Genomic DNA, 17,829 nt, shown 5'->3' on the forward strand with positions numbered 1-17,829 from the left:
CAAAGCTGATCAATTTACTTTATCAATATAAGTTTTCACGGAAATATATAGTGGCGATTTACAATTTAATATATTCACGGTGCGTATGAAATTGGCTTGCTCTATTGAATATCACCATGAAAAAGATACTACCTGCTATATTACATTGTGTTCTGTGATATGCATCATTGTTTTATTCTGCCTTTTTGATAATTCTATTAATTAGAAGTTTTAATCGATACAGTTATTTTTATGTATCATTTATATGTTATTACATCATTAGGTGTAACAGATGGACACTCCTGTTTCGCGCAGTGCACTGTATGGAAAGCTAACCAAATCTTTGTTTAGATCTTTGGAATCTGCGACGACGTTCTGTAAATTACGCGCTAACCCTTATGTCGAACTGACGCATTGGTTGCATCAGTTAATACAACAACCAGAGAATGACATTCACAATGTGCTTCGACATTATCAAATAACATCTGCTGATGTTGAGAAGGCGTTAATTCAGCAATTGAATATATTGCCTGCCGGAGCGAGTGTAATTAACGATTTTTCCCATCATATCGATCTTTCAGTTGAAAAAGCCTGGATGTTAGCAAGTATCCGCTTTGGCGATCAAAAAATTCGTAGTGGATGGTTATTACTTGCCTGGTTAACCACGCCAGAATTGTGTCGGGTGTTAAAAAATATTTGTGCGCCATTGGCAGAGCTACCGGTAGATGAACTACTAGATATTCTTCCGTCTTTAATCACTTCATCTCCTGAATTAACAGAGATGCCTTATGACGGCTCGGATTTAAATTCTGCAGTACCGGGGGAAGCTAGCCAGGTCTTTGCCGGCGAATCAACCGGAAGCAAATCCGCGCTGGCGAAATACTGCCAGGACATGACTGCGCTGGCCCGTGAAGGCAATATCGATCCGGTCACCGGTCGCGAACACGAGATCCGTACTATGACGGATATTCTGCTGCGCCGTCGCCAGAACAACCCGCTACTGACCGGCGAAGCGGGGGTCGGGAAAACGGCAGTGGTGGAAGGATTCGCGCTGGCGATTGCCGGGGGGGAAGTACCGCCGTCACTGCGTAACGTGCGATTGCTGTCACTGGATGTTGGAGCGCTGCTGGCTGGGGCCTCCATGAAGGGTGAATTTGAATCCCGCCTGAAAGCGTTGCTGGAAGAGGCCGCGCGCTCGCCGCAGCCGGTGATCCTTTTTGTTGATGAAGTTCACACGCTGGTGGGCGCTGGTGGTACATCCGGGACGGGGGATGCTGCCAACCTGCTGAAACCGGCACTGGCGCGTGGCACCCTGCGCACCATCGGCGCAACCACCTGGAGCGAGTACAAACGCCATATCGAAAAGGATCCGGCGCTGACCCGGCGTTTTCAGGTATTGCAGATTGCTGAGCCGGAGGAGGTTGCGGCTGTTGAGATGGTGCGCGGGTTAGTTACCACGCTTGAAAAACACCATGACGTGCTGATCCTTGATGAGGCCGTGCGCGCCGCCGTAAAGCTTTCTCACCGTTACATTCCGGCCCGGCAACTACCGGATAAGGCCATCAGCCTGCTGGATACGGCGGCGGCCCGTGTAGCGCTGTCGCTGCATACCCCGCCTGCGAGAGTCCAGTATCTGCGCCAGCAGCTCAACGCTGCCGAACTGGAGCAGGAGTTGTTATTAAAGCAGGAAAAAATGGGTATCCGCTCGGAGCGGGGCGATGTACTGACGGCGCGGATTATATCGCTTAATGCCGATCTTTCTGACACCGAAGCGCGGTGGCAGCAGGAACTGGAGTTGGTTCGCAGTTTACAGGAGCAACGCGGCGCAGCGCCTGGCGAGCGCGACGAAATCACTCTACAACAGGCAGAAACGGCACTAAGAGACTGGCAGGGGGAAAACCCCGTCGTGTTCCCGGAAGTGAGTGCGGCTGTGGTGGCCGCAATTGTCTCCGACTGGACCGGCATTCCCGCCGGACGCATGGTGAAAGATGAAGCCAGTCAGATCCTGGAACTTCCCGCCCGTCTGGCGCAGCGTGTTACCGGGCAGACGGCTGCGCTGGCGCAGATTGGCGAGCGTATCCAGACCGCGCGGGCGGGGTTAGGCGATCCGCGCAAACCAGTGGGTGTCTTTCTGCTGGCCGGGCCGTCCGGTGTCGGCAAGACCGAGACCGCACTGGCGCTGGCAGAAGCCATCTACGGCGGTGAGCAGAACCTGATCACCATCAACATGAGTGAGTTTCAGGAGTCCCACACCGTTTCCACGCTGAAAGGCGCACCGCCCGGTTATGTCGGCTACGGTGAAGGCGGCGTGCTGACGGAAGCGGTGCGTCGTCACCCCTGGAGCGTTGTGCTGCTCGATGAGATTGAAAAAGCCCATCACGATGTCCACGAGCTGTTCTACCAGGTATTCGATAAAGGCGCGATGGAGGACGGCGAAGGTGTTCACATCGATTTCAAAAATACCACGTTATTGTTGACTACTAATGCTGGGGCGGAACTTATCAGCCAGCTCTGTGATGATCCGGCGCTGATGCCTGATTCGGCAGGACTAAAAGAGGCGTTAATGCCGGAGTTACGTAAACACTTCCCGGCGGCTTTCCTGGGGCGTGTGACGGTTATTCCTTATTTACCGCTGGATGAGACCGCGCGTGGTGTTATTGCCCGCCTGCATCTTGGCAGATTGATGGATCGGATGGCGGAGCAGCATGGCGTTTCACTGGTGTATGGCGATGAACTGATTACGCATATTGTGTCGCGCTGCCCGATGCACGAAACCGGCGCTCGTTTGCTCATCGGCTATATCGAACAACATATCCTCCCACAACTGTCCCGTTATTGGTTGCAGGCAATGACAGAGAAAACGGCCATCACGCAAATCCGCATTCGTGTTGATGAGGATGAACAGATTATTTTTGAAACGGATTAATGGAGCATCCTTATGGCAAAAGAATTAAGTGGCGCACTGTGGGTCAGTCGCTTTCCTGGAAGTTCTTCCACTAATGATTTGCAGGGGACTTTTCGTGCATCGGTAGATAATTTTTTGCGCGCGCTTGGTAATGCGCGTGCAAGGGTCAGTATCTCTGCAACATATCGCCCTCCCGCCAGAGCATATCTCATGCACTGGTCAATTGATGGACATTAAGTATGACATTTCGTTATCCGGTGTTGTGGACATTCCTGTTAATGATGTTCGCTTTCTGTGTTCAGGGGGAACCGTCTTTACCACAGGATGTGCAGCATTTTCTGAGTAATGCGGAAATGTGCCAGCATCTTGCTGGTGAATGGGACAGTTCTTTACCAGAGAAGGATAAAAGAGACATCGAAAAGGGGGTTGATACCTGGTGTCCTCCAGCGAAGAAATCACTCCCTGTGCTGCGGGAAAAGTACAAAGAAAACAAAGAGATTATAAAAATACTCTCTGCGTATGATTTTTAAACTGTACCGTCGAACCGCTCCCCTGGTGGTCGTCGGCTCACTGATAAGGAAATGAAGGATTATGGCTATCAACAACAGCGCGCAGAAGTTTATTGCCCGCAACCGCGCGCCCCGCGTGCAGATTGAGTATGACGTTGAGATTTACGGCTCCGAGAAAAAAATCGAACTACCGTTTGTCATGGCGGTGCTGGCCGATCTGGCCGGTAAACCACGCGAAGAGCTGCCACCGGTCACCGATCGTAAATTCCTTGATATTGATATCGATAACTTCAACGAGCGGATGAAAGCCATTGCGCCGCGCGTGGCGTTTGCTGTCCCCAATACGCTGACGGGCGAAGGGCAGTTAATGGTCGATATCACGCTGGAGAATATGGACGATTTTTCGCCTGCGCAGATTGCCCGTAAGGTGGATGCCCTGAACCAGCTGCTGGAAGCGCGTACTCAGCTTGCCAACCTACAAACGTATATGGATGGTAAAGCGGGAGCAGAAAATCTTATCAACAAACTATTACAAGACCCTACGTTACTGAAAGCTCTGGCCAGTGCGCCAAAACCTGTCGCTCAACAGGAAAGTGTCTTATCAGGTGAAACAGGAACAGCAGACTAACTGCGATTTTATTAAGGAACTTTCATGGTAAACGATACTCTTCTGGCGACTGGCGATCTCTCTGCTGCGCAAACCACTGCCTATCAGGACACTGAATTTGATTCGCTCCTGGATAAAGCCTTCCGTCCCAAGACACCTCAGGCAGCAAAGGCTGTTGAGGCAGCAGTTCAGACGCTGGCCCAACAGGCTCTGACAAATACCGTCACCGTCAGTGACGACGCTTATAAAAGTATTGCTGCGATTATTGAGCAGATCGATTTCAAATTAACTGAGCAGATCAAACTAATCCTGAGTCATCCAGAATTTCAGAAACTGGAGTCCTCCTGGCGTGGGATGGAACATTTGGTTTACAACACTGAAACCGATGAAAAATTAAAAATCCGCTTTATGAACCTTTCGAAGGATGAATTGCGGAAAAATATGAAACGTTACAAAGGGATAGCCTGGGATCAAAGCCCCATGTTCAAAAAGCTGTATGAAGCTGAATATGGACAGTTAGGTGGAGAACCTTACGGTTGTATTATTGCAGATTATTATTTTGATCACACGCCACCGGATGTGGATCTGCTCGGTTCCATTGCCAAAGTAGCAGCCTCAGCCCATGCGCCGTTTATTGCCGGTGCCTCTCCGTCAGTGTTGCAGATGGACTCCTGGCAGGAACTGGCTAACCCGCGTGATTTGACCAAAATCGTGACCCAAAACCTCGAATACGCACCGTGGAACTCGCTGCGAAAAAGCGAGGATTCTCGCTACATTGGCCTGACGATGCCACGTTTTCTCTCCCGTTTGCCTTATGGTGCGAAAACAAACCCTGTCGATGAGTTTGATTTTGAAGAAGATGCGGATGGCGCAGATCACAGCAAATATGTCTGGAGCAATGCCGCCTATGCGATGGGTGTAAATATCAACCGTTCTTTCAAACATTATGGTTGGTGTACGTTGATCCGTGGTGTGGAATCTGGTGGCGCGGTGGAAAATCTGCCCTGTCATACCTTCCCGACCGATGACGGCGGCGTGGACATGAAATGCCCGACGGAAATTGCCATCTCTGATCGCCGTGAAGCTGAACTGGCCAAAAACGGTTTTATCCCGCTGATCCACCGCAAAAACTCTGATTATGCCGCCTTTATTGGCGCACAGTCGCTGCAAAAACCGCAGGAATATTACGATCCGGACGCCACGGCCAACGCCAATCTCTCCGCCCGGTTGCCCTATTTGTTCGCCTGTTCAAGATTTGCACACTTCCTCAAATGCATCGTGCGCGACAAGATCGGCTCGTTCAAAGAGCGCGAAGATATGCAGCGCTGGCTCAATGAGTGGATCATGAACTACGTCGATGCCGATCCGGTGAACTCCTCACAGGAAACCAAAGCTCGTCGCCCACTAGCAGCTGCCGAAGTGGTGGTGGAAGAGGTGGAAGGTAATCCGGGTTATTACGATGCCAAATTCTTCCTGCGCCCGCATTTTCAGCTTGAAGGGTTAACAGGATCACTGCGTCTGGTCACAAAACTGCCGTCGGTAAAACAGGGTAATGCCTGATTTATTTATTTTGTGAATATATTGAGTGAGAAACGCAGGGCTAAAATTATTGTTTTGATGATTTATTTATAAGGTAAATAAATATCTTCCCGGTATTTCAGTACCGGAAATTATACAGCCTTCTGTTCTTCTGAAATTAAGGAGAGGGGGTTCTGTACGGCAATGGTTTACCTGTATCCAGATGTACAGATAAATCAGAGGTTATTTTTAAGTAATTCTAAATAAGGAAATGAAAATGGCTTATGACATTTTTCTGAAAATTGACGGCATTGACGGCGAGTCAATGGATGACAAACATAAAAATGAAATTGAGGTGCTGAGCTGGCGCTGGAATATCCACCAGGAGTCCACCATGCACGCGGGCAGCGGTCTGGGATCCGGTAAAGTCTCCGTGACTAACCTTGACTTTGACCACTATATCGATCGCGCCAGTCCGAACCTGTTCAAGTACTGCGCCTCTGGCAAACACATTCCGAAAGCTGTGCTGACCATGCGTAAAGCAGGCGGCAATCCGCTGGAATATCTCAAATATACCTTCACTGACCTGATTGTGGCGGTTGTATCGCCCAGCGGCAGTAAAGAAGGTGAAATTGCCTCCCGTGAAACAGTCGAACTCTCTTTCAGCACCGTGAAGCAGGAATACGTGGTGCAGAACCAGCAAGGTGGCAGCGGCGGCACCATCACCGCAGGCTACGACTTCAAGGCCAATAAAGAAATTTAAGCGGTACTTTTCCGGCCCGGTAAATAGCCAGGCCGGTTTTTATTATTTGATTTTAAAGGAAATTACAGTGAATAAATGGCGTAACCCCGGTGGGTGGTTATGTGCGGTAGCTTTGTCTTTTGTCTGCCTGCTTTCCGGGTGCAGCATTGACAGCGACGACGTGCCGGACCTGATGTCACAAAGACTCGATCTGGTGATGAAGGCTTCCGATAAGGTGAATCCTGACAATCAGAAAAAAGCCGCGCCCATAGAGATACGCGTTTATGAACTGAAAAATGATGCAGCTTTCACGGCGGCGGACTGGTGGTCCCTTCAGGACAATGACAAGGCTGTTCTTGCTGATGATTTACTCCACCGCGACAGCTTTATTCTGCGTCCGGGCGAGGAGAAAAAATTGCGCCGCTCCCTCAATAAGGAAACCACCACGCTGGGGATCCTCGCCGGATACCGCAATCTGGGAAAATCGGTCTGGCGGGCTACATATAAAATTCCTGATCCACCGGAAAAAAGTTGGTACAGCCGCTTTATGCCAAAGAAAAAAGTCGAACTGGATGCAGGCATAGAGCAAAGCGCCATAGTGATTAAAGAACGGGATGAGTAAATTATGAGTTGGAATAACCGGGTGGTCTGGAGTGAAGGACAATTTTTGCTGCCACAGATGTTTCAGCAGCAGGAACGCTATCTGGAACATGTCATTCATTATCGCAGTTTGCCTCTTTCACCTTTTTTCTGGGGCTTCAATGAGTATGGTATTGGTAGTGAGGCGCTGAACATCGGAAAGCTGGTACTAACGAAGGCTTCCGGGGTATTTGCTGACGGTACACCTTTTAATGCGCCGGGGCACACACCACTCCCGCCGCCTCTGACCATCCTTCCTGAGCATCTTAACCAGTTGATTTATCTGGCTGTGCCAATACGCACGCCGAACAGTGAAGAAACCAGTTTCGACAATAACCCTGAATCACTGGCACGTTTTTCGGTACATGAAAGTGAAATCCGTGATGCCAATTCGCTGGGGCGAGGCGCGCAACTACTGCAACTTAGCCACCTGCGCTTGCGACTGTTACCTGAAAAGGCGGTGACAGACGCGTGGATCGGCCTGCCGCTGACGCGCATCACAGCGCTGCACCCCGATGGCCGGGTCGATATTGACAAAGATTTGATCCCGCCGGTAGCGAACTACCAGGCCAGCGCACTGATATGCACCTGGCTATCGTGGATCAACGATCTGATCAAAATGCGCGCAGATTCACTGGCGGAACGACTGACGGGCAGTGATAAACATGGTCATGAAGCGGCGGAAGTGTCGGATTACCTGCTTCTGCAAGTTCTTAATCGTTTCGGCCCCTTACTGATCCATATGTCGAAAACGCCGCTATCGCCTGAAGTACTCTATCGTAACCTCTGCGCACTGGCCGGAGAACTCTCTACCTACGTGCGTCCGCAAACACGCCGTCCGGAAGAATATAAAGAATATAAGCATCTGACACCCTATGCCGGGCTGAAATCAGTGGTGGACGAGGTGCAGTACCTGCTGAATGCCGTGCTTATTCGCGGGGCGCAGCGAATCACCCTGGCTGAGGGTACTTACGGCATTCTCAATGCGGTGGTTCAGCCTTCCGAACTGTCGGGCTTCAGCGCGCTGGTGCTGGCGGTGAAGGCGCAGATGTCTGCCGACGCCCTACTGCAACATTTTTCCGCCCAGACCAAAATTGGTCCGTCCGAACGCTTGCCGGAGCTGATCCGCTCGCACCTGCCGGGCCTGACGTTACAGGTGCTGCCGGTGCCGCCGCGACAGATCCCATTCCAGTCCGGGTATATCTATTACGACATCCGCCGCGATGGCGTGCTGTGGGAACATATCGCCCGCTATGGCGGCATGGCGATGCACACAGCCGGCGAGTTTCCGGGGCTGGAGATGGAACTGTGGGGAGTGCGCGATAAATGACCGACGAGATCCTGACACCGCCTGCGGCGAATACTCTGCCCTTCCAGCCATCAGCCGGGGGAGTAAAACCGCCCGACAGTGATGGTTATGATACGGCAATACAGGACAGCCTTCGCAGGGAAGAGGTCAAGGTGGTGGTCGAAGACGGCCCGGATATGAAGCTCCGGCTGGCTGACATCACCGCTGCCGTGAATCCCCTTTTAGCGGCGGCAAGCCCCCTGTTGTGCGCACTGGCGCAGATGCCCCGCGAACTGGCCCCTGCTTTTGTCGAACATTACCGCGCGCTGCTGGAACGTGAAGTTCGCCGGTATCAGACGCTGTGCGACCAGGCAAATCTGCGCCGCGAACATGTGCTGGCGGTACGCTACTGCCTGTGTACGGCGCTGGACGAAGCCGCCAACAACACCACTTGGGGACGACGCGGTGTCTGGGCCGGAAAAAGCCTGCTGGTCACTTTTCATGGCGAAAGTGAAGGCGGCATCAAGCTATTTCAGATAATTGGGCGTCTGGCCGCCAGCTTCCAGGAGCACAGCGATGTGCTGGAAATCATTTATCACATTCTGGGGCTGGGGTTTGAAGGCCGTTACAGCGTGCGGCCCGACGGGCGTAAGCAACTGGACGATATCCGCCAGCAACTGCTGACTCAACTGGTCCAGCGTCGCGATCCGATCACGCCGACGCTCTCACCGGGATTTACCGGCGCCGTCAGCGGACGGATGCGGCGCATGCGCCGGGTTCCTGTCTGGCTGAGCGCCGGAATAGCCTTGCTGGTGATGCTGACGCTGTTTGCCTTTTACAGTCACCGTATGAACCTCGCCACTGAAACCGTACAGCAGCATATCGACGCCATTGGTAAAAATCTGCCGCCGCCACCGGTTCCGGTGCATAAATTACGGCTGAAAATCCTGCTGGCGAACGAAATTGCCCGTGGCCTGCTGACGGTGGAGGAAGATGACCATCACAGCCGGGTGGTCTTCCGGGGCGACACCATGTTTGTGCCGGGGCAGAAAACGGTGAATGACACGCTGCGCCCGGTGATTGACAAGGCCGCGCGTGAGATTGCGCGTGTGGGCGGCGCGGTGACGGTGACCGGCCACACCGACAGCCAGCCGATCCACTTCGCTGAATTCCCCTCCAACCAGGTGTTGTCGGAAAAACGGGCGACGGAAGTGGCTTCACTGCTGACGTCCGGTGGTGTTCCGGTCAGCCGGATTCGGGTCGTCGGGAAAGGAGATACCGTACCGGTGGCCGATAACAGCACTAAAACCGGACGGGCGCAGAACCGTCGGGTGGAAATTCTGGTGGTGGAGTGAGAAAAATGAATAATCTGGACTGCAATGCATCGAATCATTCACCGGTATGGGGCGTGACCGAATTTCTTTTCTGGAAATTAGCGCCAAAAAAATGGGGCGGTGGTGTACCGTTTGGGCGTTATTTCAAAGATGGCTGGGTAAAACATAACCATCTTCTGATAACGTCGGCTGCCAATACATATAATTTGCCAGCACCTTTACTGGCAGGTGTGTGTTGGATAGAAGTCGGGGGGGATCCCAGTATTGTAGATATGCTGGCATTTGATGCTCGGACTATTGACTGGAGTGGGCCTGAGTGGATTGATGAACATATCACAATAACTTCGAGACCAGAAAAAACATCTTTTGGTGCAGTGAGTATGCAATTGCGAACCGCAGCCAGAACGCTTGGGCTTGATGAGTCAAAAATGGATACCTCTCAATTGCGTGAACTGGCAAATTGCCTCCAGCATGATATTTTTAATATTCAACTTGTGGCCAGACATCTTTATCAATTAGCTGAAAGAGATGAATTTCAGTCCTCCTTACCACACCTGACGAAAGAGCAGATAAGAATTATTGGTGCCCGTTATAACCGGGGTATGTCGCTTACTCTGGAGAAAATAAAGGAAGATACCAGCTATGGCAATTTTATTGTCAACAACTGGTTGCATTTCTCTAATTTACTCATCGCCCATTAGGAGTCTTCGTGAGAAGAATAATTCAGATATCAGGATGGTTGTTATTCATTATGGGTCTGATCATCATCATGCTTTTTTCCGGGAATGAGTATCAATGGATGCAGGATATGGATCCTTCAATGACAACGTTGCCTCAGGGAAATGGGAACAGAGAAATAATCAAAATGTTGATTTATTTTATTTTGATAATTGTTCAGATTGCTCTTTATTTTCTTTCAGTAGCCCGTACTGGAAGGATTTTTTCAGCTTGCGGCATTTTGCTATTACTGATTATCGCATGGAGTTCTGAACCATAATGCAAAAATTTCTCAGTATGCTGTTTTCCCGCCGCGCGCTGGCCGTTGTCGGCGTGGTGATGCTGGCGTTGCTGGTCTGGTTTATCGGGCCGCTGGTGGCGTTTGATACCCTGCATCCGCTGGCATCTGTGGGGAGCCGGGTGGTCACCATCGTTCTGTTACTGATGTTCCTCGCACTGTGGCTGGTTAACTGGTCTATGAGTATCATTGGCGTTACGGTTCTGTGCCTGGTTATCGGCTTTGTCTCACCGTTGCTGGCCTTCGGTGATGTTCATCCATTTGCGCCGCTGTGGCTGCGTCTGACGCTTATCGGCCTGATCCTTCTGTCTTATGCGCTGTATGGCCTGTACCGGCTGTGGCGGGCGCTGCGTCTGGACGAACAACTGCTGCGCCGTTTCCTGCATCCGCGCGGGGAAGACGTACCGGTGGCCGGGGAAATTAAAGCCGACTTACGCACCGTCAGCCATATTGTCACTCGCGCTATTCGGCAACTGAAACAGCTGCGCGTAGACCTGCCGGGCTGGCGTAAAGTACTGGAAGGAAAACGTTTTCTGTACGAACTGCCTTGGTTCATGGTTATCGGTAGCCCCGGCGACGGTAAAACCACAGCACTGCTCAACACCGGATTGCAGTTTCCGCTGGCGGAGCAGATGGAGCAAACCGCGCATATCCTCACCGTGCCGGGCGGCGGAACGCTGCATTGCGACTGGTGGTTTACCAACGAAGCAGTGCTTATTGACACTGCCGGGCGCTATGCCCGTCACGATGACGGTGGCGAAATCAGCGCGACCCAGCGCAACGCCGGGGAGTGGCACGGGTTTCTGGGACTGCTGCGTAAACACCGCCCCGGCGCACCGCTCAACGGCGTGATCCTGACGCTGAACGTGGCGGATCTGACTGCGCAGTCCCCGGCGGAACGGCTGGCCGCCTGTGCGGCCCTGCGTGCGCGGCTGGCAGAACTGCGGGAGACGCTGGGTATTCGGTTTCCGGTCTATCTGGTCGTCACCAAAATGGATCTGCTGCCGGGCTTTACGGAGTATTTCCACGGGCTGACCAGCCACCTGCGCGCCCAGGTCTGGGGCTTTACTCTGCCATACAGCCGCAGGCGTCACGCCAGCGATCCGCAGTCGCTGCATGCGCTCTGTAGCCAGGAACTGGCAAACCTGACCCTGCGGCTGGATCAGGGGCTGGATACCCGGTTGCAGGAAGAGTACGACCTTAAAAGCCGCCAGCGGCTCTATCGCTTCCCGCGTGAATTTGCCGCGCTGGGTGCGCCGCTGCTGGAAGCCATTGAGCAGATTTTCCTCGACTCAAAATTTGACGCCACCCAGCTTAACAACACCCTGCGCGGCGTATTTTTTACCAGCGCCGCGCAGGCGCAGGCAGACGCCGTGGCTGACCAGTCGGGCATCTGGCAGCGTTTTGTCCGGGCGATCAAAGGGAAGGCTGATTCCCCATCCCATACCCTGCCGGATGGCAACCGCAGCTATTTCCTGCACGATCTACTGACGCAGTTTATCTTCCGCGAAGCGCACCTGGTGGAGCCGAATCTTCAATGGGCCTGGCGTTATCGCCTGCTGCGTACTGGCGGGCATCTGCTGGTACTGGCGCTGGCTTTCTGGTTGTGGCAGGGCATGCAGGGTAGCCAGCAGGGGAACAGCGGTTATCTGAATGAAATCGTCAGCCGGACGACCCAACTGGATGGTGATGTCAAAGCCTATACCGGAAAACCTGCTATGCAGCCTGTTCCGGCCCTGCTGAACCAGGCACGGGCGCTCTCTGCATGGCCGGGACTGGACCCGGACTCGCCGCCGCTGGCCTGGCGTTATGGTCTTTACAGCGTTCCGCCGGTGATGGAGAGCGTCGCATCCCTGTATGACCGCCTGCTGGACCAGTTACTGCTGCCACCGCTGGTGAAACGCATGGAATACGTGCTTTCGGATGCGATTGCGCGTCAGGACAGCAAAGCCGCCTATGACGCCCTGCATGTTTATCTGTTGCTGAACCTCGATAAGGACCACGAGGATAAATACAACGCGGCGGAGATCCACGCCTGGGTGCTGAACGACCTGGACAACCGCGACAGCGTGGCGGAGTTCGGCGGTCGCGCCGCCGTGCTGGAGCATATCGATGCCCTGTTTGACGGCAGCCGCGTGGTGCATTCTCCCTGGGAAAAAGATGAGGGGCTGATCCGCCAGGCGCGAGCCTTCCTTGACGGCCATACCAGCACCGAGCGTATCTACACTCGAGCCCTGGCTTCCATGGAGAGCGAAGCACCGCAGGAGTTTTCGCTGGTTCGCGCTGTGGGCGCGGATGCGGGAACGGTTTTTGTCCGCACGGATGGCGCGCCGCTGGATCGGGGCGTGCCCGGCATCTTCACTCGCGAAGGCTACCGGGAACTGTTCGACAAACGGCTGTCGGAGTTTGTCGCAGCCGCATCAGCGGACGACGCCTGGGTGATGGGCCGGGAAAACACGCAAAAAAAAACGACGGATATTGTGATGAGCCAGTTGCCGGGGCAGGAACTCCCGGTTACCCGTGAGGTACGCCGCCTGTACCTGGCTGAATATGCCCGCCGCTGGCAGGATTTTCTGGCCAGTATTCACAGCATCAACAGTGCCGGGGAAGACGGCAGTCCCGGGCTGGCGTATGACCTTCAGGTGCTGCGTACCCTGGCCTCGCCGGATTCCCCGCTGATGCGCCTGAGTAAAGCGGTGGTGGAGCAGACCACGCTGGTGCCGCCGCTGGATGCGCAGGCCAGACAAAAGCAGATGGCCCAGCGCACGCAGGACCGGCTCTCCGGCAATGTGGGAAAAGCAGTGCAGACGGCAAAGCTATTGCAGGACATCCACCCGGAAGAGCGGCTAGAGAAATCACTGGTGGATGACCGTTTCGCCGCCTTGCGGGAAGTGGTTTCCGGGCGGACAGACAGCGGGCAGGGCGGCGGCGCGCCGCAGTTAAATTCGCTGCTGACGATGCTCAATGAGTATTACACCCAGCTCACCATCGCTGATAGTGCACTGGCAGCGAGCACATTACCTGGCCGCATTTCTGCGGCGGATAAACTGCAATTGGAGGCGGCAAAACTGCCCGCGCCACTGAAAAATATTCTGCTGGATCTCACGCAGCAGGGAACGCGAAAAATTAACGCCGGCACCGGTGAAGTGCTGAACGCGCAGATGGAAGCGGTGATCGGTGATGAGTGCCGCGACGCCATCGACGGGCGCTACCCCTTCACCGACAGCCCGCAGGAAGTCAGCGCGGACGATTTTAACCATATCTTTGCCAGCGGCGGCGTGCTGGATGCGTTCTGGACGAAGCAACTGGCCCCACTGGCGGACACCGCCAGCAACCCGTGGCGCTACAAACCGACCGAAGGCAACATGACGTTGCTTGGGCCGGACCTGACACCGTTTCAGGAGGCGAAACAGATCCGCAGCGTTTTTTTTAATGGGGAAGGCGGGAAAAAGTTTTCCTGGGCGATGCAGGTGCGGGTGGTGGATATGGACCCTGCCATCACCGAACTGGTGATTGACATTGACGGCCAGGTGCTTCGCTACGCTCACGGCCCGGTCAGGCCGCTGAAAGTGAACTGGCCGGGGCCGCGCAACGGCTCAATGGCGGAAATCACCGCCAGCCCGCGCATCCGCCAGGACACCTCGACGTTGCTGACTAACGGGCCATGGGCGCTGTTTCACCTGCTGGATGCGGGTAACGCGCAGGAGACGGTGGTACGGGGAACACAGCAGGTGGAGTACAGTTTTGACGGGCGGCGGGTGGTGCTGGAAATCACCGCCGGACGGGATTTTGACCCGGTGCACCGCGGGCTATTGCAACGCTTCGCCTGCCCGGAGCGAGCGCTGTGATGCGCCGGGCAGAGGTATCGGCTCCGGCGATGTTCGGCAGACTGCCGGACCAGCGGGACTACGTGCGCTGGCGGGTGAGCGCGAACGAAGGGCAGGTGTGGCAGGCGTGGCTGAACCAGCAGACGTGGCTGGGACAGGGGCGGCATATCGTGGTGCCGGACGGCGCGGATGCCGAGAAGGCCGGAACAAATGACGGCTGGATGCACCTGTCACCACGTGAGAAAACGGCACTACCGGAGCACCACCCATTGCCGTGGAGTTTTGTGCTGTCGCCGGGATTTCTCCCCATTGGCGGGCGCGATGAGTGGCTGACCGGGGTGCTGACCGCCTCGCGTGACAGTACGGGCAGGCCGTGGCCACTGGTGATTTACCAGCGTGTCGGGCGGGAATGGCTGGAAGAGAGCCTGGATGACACACAGGGCTGGCTGTACTGGCTGGCGCAGTTGACGGCAGCTCATGTCTCACCACAGACAGAACGCTGCGGTCGACTGGCGGAGCAGACAGACCAGCTCTGGGCGATGTGGCGACCGGGGCCGCGCTGGGCGCAGTGGATACGCGGCTTACGACGTGTACCGCAGCGTAGCCGGGAACTCACCGGCCTGCCGGACGTGCCGGTAGTGGAACTGCCCGGTGTGCGCCACCTGCCGTGGCCGGGCTGGCCGGACAAAATGCTGACGCAGGCGCAGCAGGGGCAGGGCTGGTTCTGGCAGCAGAACAGCGAGGGGCGGTATGTGGATGCGTTGCGGCTGGATATCCGGCCGCATTAAAAATAATCAGACAAGGAGTAGTGAATCATGGGGTCTTATGATAAAGCCTGTAATAACACTGGTGCAGTCAGGTTTGTACAGCAATATCTGAAAGAATGTGAATTAATCGCTAAGCAACTTGATGTGCCTGTGGAAAATATCCTGGGGCTTGCTGCAAAGGAGTCCTTTTACGGGCAGGGTAGAATCGCGACAGAATACAATAACTACTTTTCCATGCATGGTCCGGCACCTTTACAGTCAGGACAGGTTCACCCGCTGGGGAGTAATCAAGTGTGGGTTGCCACTTATACCTCTTTTTCAACTAGCGGAAAGTCCTTTGCAATCCGATTTGGTAATGCGGTCAGAAATAAAAAATCTCCGGAGCAATTTGCGCAGGCATTGATTGATTCTGGTTTTAATTCAGGTAAAAACAGTAATGGCGGCCATACCGGTTATGCTAGTGAGTTAGTGGGGGTGATTAATATGGTTAAGCGGAGAATAACATGTCCTGTAAATTAATATCAGTATTGCTTTTCATGGTCGTGTCCGTGAATTGTTGTGCTGAAATTCTTATCAGGAATGTGCCGCGGTTTGATCTAACGACTGTTAACCAGTCAGGTCTTACTGAAATACAGGTGCAGGCATTATTGGTTTTTTCACTAAAAAATGAAAAATATAATGTGGAATTGTCTGGGTTTTTTCTTGACGGTTCTCTGAAAGATAAAAAAGGTAACCTGTATCATCCTGGGTATTTTAGTTTTGGGGTAGGTTATGATTCTCCTTCCGCCGGAGCGACAGATGTGTGGGGACTATTTTCAGTTAGCTCTGTAACTGGTGATATATGGGAAGAGGATTCATGCAGGAGAATCTCATTTCCCGCGCTGCAAAAAATACAAAAAGGAATAATGAAAAAAACCGGAGCTACGTTTGCCAGTGAAGTGGTTCAGCGCCGGGGGCTGGGTTGTACGGATGAGTAGTACCTGTCATGGAATTGCCTGCCGTGACCGTGCTGGCTAGCAAAAATGTTAACGCAGGCGCAGCAGGGGCTGGGCTGGTTGTGGCAGCAGAACAGCGAGGGGCGGTATGTGGATGCGCTGCGGTTGGAAAAAAAATAATCTACCCACGAATGCTGAGAATAGCTATACAAAAATATGACGATAAACGTGTAGATGGGGAAACAAATATCCCCATGAACTTCAAGTTGATTGCTATCTGTTGACTTCAGGCTACCCTTGGTCCCGTCTGCGTTGGTGGGTAAGCAAGCATCTTCAGGTTTATGGGATATATAGCAATATAAGGAGGTGAACATGGGTGACTCTCATGATGAGGCTATTCAGCAGGCATACGATGCTTATGACGACTTAATGCTGGATAAACGATATATCAGGGACAATGATGCCTGGGGAGATTTAAGAATTGACCGTGAAAATGGTGCAATCTCATTGTTGCTGAGATGGAAATATAATTGGATAAAAAGATGGGATGCAAAAACTGATTGGACAGATATGGAAAAAAAAGCCTTTCATGGAAAAGTTATTTTTGTCATTAATCAAACATGGAATAATAAGGTTTTTTTATCCGTTTCTGGGAAGTCTGAGTTTGTCAGTAAGTTTAATGGTAAGGATTTATCTTTCACAATAGAAATAATTCAGACTGATCGTCATGGGTATTGGGATGTGGTGGTGTTTAAAATTGATAATGATGATCCAAATAGTTTTCGTCAGAGTTCCATTGTCTGGAATAGTCGATACGTTGAACTTGACTCTAAAGATATAGTTGCAGCAGCTAAATGTCTTGGTTCATCAAAAGTTTGCTCTAAGCAAATGGGGCTGTCTCATGAGCTTGGGCATATTATTGGATATCTTACTGATGAATACTATAGTGATGATGCAGATAAAGCAACTACACCATTCTCCGGGGATGCCAGTGCGTTAATGAATATTGGTATGGAACTGCGCTCTCGTTATATGGGAAATGTCATTGAGCGGTTAAATAGAATGGTTCCGGGTTCTAATTTTTTTGTGAAAAGCGTAAAAAAATGAAACTAATATACGCTGTGATTATTTTTTTGATAGTGGGTGGGGCGAAAAATAGCATGTCTGATATTCCTGGGTATGCTTATCTGAATGCGAGTGGTGTGTATAATGGAGTTGAAGAGAATGTTCTATTAAATAACTATGGTCAGCCAGCGTATGAATTTATAAAGCCTCGTTATAAATTAGTCGGTGAGTATTATATAGAGATTGAAAATGTCTATCGCTCAACGAATCCTGAATTCAGAAATATCCCCATCAAAGAAATGTTTTGGCATTTGCGGGGGGATTTAAATCTGACATGTTTTTTTCATTATAAAGATGGACAGTGGCAGGTTATTTCTTATTTTTTCTGGCAGCCGGGCGCTAAATTCTAATCCGATATTAAAGGAATAAATATCATGAGTTTTGTATCTACGGGTAATAAATCTGGCAGTAACGGTGGGCCAGCTATCTCCACACCACCAATAGCTGGCGAAAGTGGTGGTATAAGCCCTGGTTCAGCCGCAACCGATGTAGCTGATGCAGCCGAGCAGATGGTAGAACAGGCAGGGGCGGACCTGTTTGGTGCGTTGCCGGAACCGTCAGGTCTGGTTAAAGCCGCAGCCGCCGCAGCAGGGATATCGGATATGGCTGGTGCAGTTCAGGATGCGGCGGCGTCGCTTG

General features: G+C 52.5%; 17 protein-coding genes and 2 pseudogenes. All 19 read left to right on the plus strand.

The window, feature by feature from the left end; all coding sequences use genetic code 11:
• The first annotated feature begins 271 nt into the window (after positions 1-271).
• Positions 272-2,905, plus strand: a complete 2,634-nt coding sequence (gene tssH / locus HEN33_RS18725) for a type VI secretion system ATPase TssH (RefSeq protein ID WP_176263493.1) — start codon at positions 272-274, stop codon at positions 2,903-2,905.
• A 12-nt stretch (positions 2,906-2,917) separates the two neighbouring features.
• Positions 2,918-3,121, plus strand: coding sequence for a hypothetical protein (locus tag HEN33_RS18730; RefSeq protein WP_242460307.1), 204 nt, complete (start codon positions 2,918-2,920; stop codon positions 3,119-3,121).
• A 2-nt stretch (positions 3,122-3,123) separates the two neighbouring features.
• Positions 3,124-3,414, plus strand: a complete 291-nt coding sequence (locus HEN33_RS18735; protein ID WP_176263494.1) for a hypothetical protein — start codon at positions 3,124-3,126, stop codon at positions 3,412-3,414.
• Positions 3,415-3,475: 61 nt separating this feature from the next.
• Entirely contained in the window at positions 3,476-4,021 is a 546-nt protein-coding gene (gene tssB, locus HEN33_RS18740) for a type VI secretion system contractile sheath small subunit (RefSeq protein WP_000996814.1), read from the plus strand.
• Positions 4,022-4,045: 24 nt separating this feature from the next.
• Positions 4,046-5,560, plus strand: coding sequence for a type VI secretion system contractile sheath large subunit (tssC, locus tag HEN33_RS18745; RefSeq protein WP_163425190.1), 1,515 nt, complete (start codon positions 4,046-4,048; stop codon positions 5,558-5,560).
• 235 nt (positions 5,561-5,795) lie between these two features.
• Positions 5,796-6,281 carry an Hcp family type VI secretion system effector gene (locus HEN33_RS18750; protein WP_103253949.1) on the plus strand — a complete coding sequence of 162 codons (486 nt, stop codon included), beginning with the start codon at positions 5,796-5,798 and terminating at the stop codon, positions 6,279-6,281.
• A 67-nt stretch (positions 6,282-6,348) separates the two neighbouring features.
• Positions 6,349-6,882, plus strand: coding sequence for a type VI secretion system lipoprotein TssJ (gene tssJ / locus HEN33_RS18755; RefSeq protein WP_016233836.1), 534 nt, complete (start codon positions 6,349-6,351; stop codon positions 6,880-6,882).
• 3 nt (positions 6,883-6,885) lie between these two features.
• Positions 6,886-8,229, plus strand: coding sequence for a type VI secretion system baseplate subunit TssK (gene tssK / locus HEN33_RS18760; protein ID WP_105270889.1), 1,344 nt, complete (start codon positions 6,886-6,888; stop codon positions 8,227-8,229).
• Positions 8,226-9,542, plus strand: a complete 1,317-nt coding sequence (gene tssL, locus HEN33_RS18765; RefSeq protein ID WP_176263495.1) for a type VI secretion system protein TssL, long form — start codon at positions 8,226-8,228, stop codon at positions 9,540-9,542. The genes tssK and tssL overlap by 4 nt, the downstream gene beginning before the upstream one ends.
• A 5-nt stretch (positions 9,543-9,547) precedes the next feature.
• Positions 9,548-10,222 carry a hypothetical protein gene (locus HEN33_RS18770; protein ID WP_103253946.1) on the plus strand — a complete coding sequence of 225 codons (675 nt, stop codon included), beginning with the start codon at positions 9,548-9,550 and terminating at the stop codon, positions 10,220-10,222.
• Between the two features lie 50 nt (positions 10,223-10,272).
• Positions 10,273-10,518 carry a hypothetical protein gene (locus HEN33_RS18775; RefSeq protein WP_194313556.1) on the plus strand — a complete coding sequence of 82 codons (246 nt, stop codon included), beginning with the start codon at positions 10,273-10,275 and terminating at the stop codon, positions 10,516-10,518.
• Entirely contained in the window at positions 10,518-14,384 is a 3,867-nt protein-coding gene (gene tssM, locus HEN33_RS18780; RefSeq protein ID WP_176263497.1) for a type VI secretion system membrane subunit TssM, read from the plus strand. The genes HEN33_RS18775 and tssM overlap by 1 nt, the downstream gene beginning before the upstream one ends.
• Positions 14,384-15,151 carry a TagF domain-containing protein gene (locus tag HEN33_RS18785; protein ID WP_176263500.1) on the plus strand — a complete coding sequence of 256 codons (768 nt, stop codon included), beginning with the start codon at positions 14,384-14,386 and terminating at the stop codon, positions 15,149-15,151. The genes tssM and HEN33_RS18785 overlap by 1 nt, the downstream gene beginning before the upstream one ends.
• Positions 15,152-15,178: 27 nt before the next feature.
• The gene (locus HEN33_RS18790; protein WP_089522471.1) at positions 15,179-15,649 is read left to right on the plus strand and encodes a glucosaminidase domain-containing protein; all 471 of its coding nucleotides are present in this window, start codon (positions 15,179-15,181) and stop codon (positions 15,647-15,649) included.
• Positions 15,634-16,107 (plus strand): hypothetical protein, encoded by a 474-nt coding sequence (locus tag HEN33_RS18795; RefSeq protein WP_176263498.1) that lies wholly within the window; start codon positions 15,634-15,636, stop codon positions 16,105-16,107. Before HEN33_RS18790 ends, HEN33_RS18795 begins: the two co-directional genes overlap by 16 nt.
• A 27-nt stretch (positions 16,108-16,134) precedes the next feature.
• Positions 16,135-16,245, plus strand: a pseudogene (locus tag HEN33_RS26420) (TagF domain-containing protein); the annotation flags it as partial.
• A 192-nt stretch (positions 16,246-16,437) separates the two neighbouring features.
• Positions 16,438-17,172 (plus strand): hypothetical protein, encoded by a 735-nt coding sequence (locus HEN33_RS18805; protein ID WP_176263499.1) that lies wholly within the window; start codon positions 16,438-16,440, stop codon positions 17,170-17,172.
• Positions 17,169-17,540, plus strand: coding sequence for a hypothetical protein (locus HEN33_RS18810; RefSeq protein ID WP_105270893.1), 372 nt, complete (start codon positions 17,169-17,171; stop codon positions 17,538-17,540). Before HEN33_RS18805 ends, HEN33_RS18810 begins: the two co-directional genes overlap by 4 nt.
• 24 nt (positions 17,541-17,564) lie before the next feature.
• Positions 17,565-17,829 (plus strand): annotated as a pseudogene (locus HEN33_RS18815) (type VI secretion system Vgr family protein); the annotation flags it as partial.

The sequence above is a fragment of the Escherichia sp. 94.0001 genome (assembly GCF_013369155.2).
Lineage (GTDB): Bacteria > Pseudomonadota > Gammaproteobacteria > Enterobacterales > Enterobacteriaceae > Escherichia > Escherichia coli_F.

Bases quoted from the DNA above. Each gene is read 5' to 3' on its own strand.
- HEN33_RS18785 (WP_176263500.1), top strand. From the start codon at position 14,384: ATGCGCCGGGCAGAGGTATCGGCTCCGGCGATGTTCGGCAGACTGCCG.
- tssK (WP_105270889.1), top strand. From the start codon at position 6,886: ATGAGTTGGAATAACCGGGTGGTCTGGAGTGAAGGACAATTTTTGCTG.
- HEN33_RS18750 (WP_103253949.1), top strand. From the start codon at position 5,796: ATGGCTTATGACATTTTTCTGAAAATTGACGGCATTGACGGCGAGTCA.
- HEN33_RS18790 (WP_089522471.1), top strand. From the start codon at position 15,179: ATGGGGTCTTATGATAAAGCCTGTAATAACACTGGTGCAGTCAGGTTT.
- HEN33_RS18795 (WP_176263498.1), top strand. From the start codon at position 15,634: ATGTCCTGTAAATTAATATCAGTATTGCTTTTCATGGTCGTGTCCGTG.
- tssC (WP_163425190.1), top strand. From the start codon at position 4,046: ATGGTAAACGATACTCTTCTGGCGACTGGCGATCTCTCTGCTGCGCAA.
- tssL (WP_176263495.1), top strand. From the start codon at position 8,226: ATGACCGACGAGATCCTGACACCGCCTGCGGCGAATACTCTGCCCTTC.
- HEN33_RS18735 (WP_176263494.1), top strand. From the start codon at position 3,124: ATGACATTTCGTTATCCGGTGTTGTGGACATTCCTGTTAATGATGTTC.
- HEN33_RS18770 (WP_103253946.1), top strand. From the start codon at position 9,548: ATGAATAATCTGGACTGCAATGCATCGAATCATTCACCGGTATGGGGC.
- HEN33_RS18730 (WP_242460307.1), top strand. From the start codon at position 2,918: ATGGCAAAAGAATTAAGTGGCGCACTGTGGGTCAGTCGCTTTCCTGGA.
- HEN33_RS18775 (WP_194313556.1), top strand. From the start codon at position 10,273: ATGGGTCTGATCATCATCATGCTTTTTTCCGGGAATGAGTATCAATGG.
- tssB (WP_000996814.1), top strand. From the start codon at position 3,476: ATGGCTATCAACAACAGCGCGCAGAAGTTTATTGCCCGCAACCGCGCG.
- tssM (WP_176263497.1), top strand. From the start codon at position 10,518: ATGCAAAAATTTCTCAGTATGCTGTTTTCCCGCCGCGCGCTGGCCGTT.
- HEN33_RS18810 (WP_105270893.1), top strand. From the start codon at position 17,169: ATGAAACTAATATACGCTGTGATTATTTTTTTGATAGTGGGTGGGGCG.
- HEN33_RS18805 (WP_176263499.1), top strand. From the start codon at position 16,438: ATGGGTGACTCTCATGATGAGGCTATTCAGCAGGCATACGATGCTTAT.
- tssH (WP_176263493.1), top strand. From the start codon at position 272: ATGGACACTCCTGTTTCGCGCAGTGCACTGTATGGAAAGCTAACCAAA.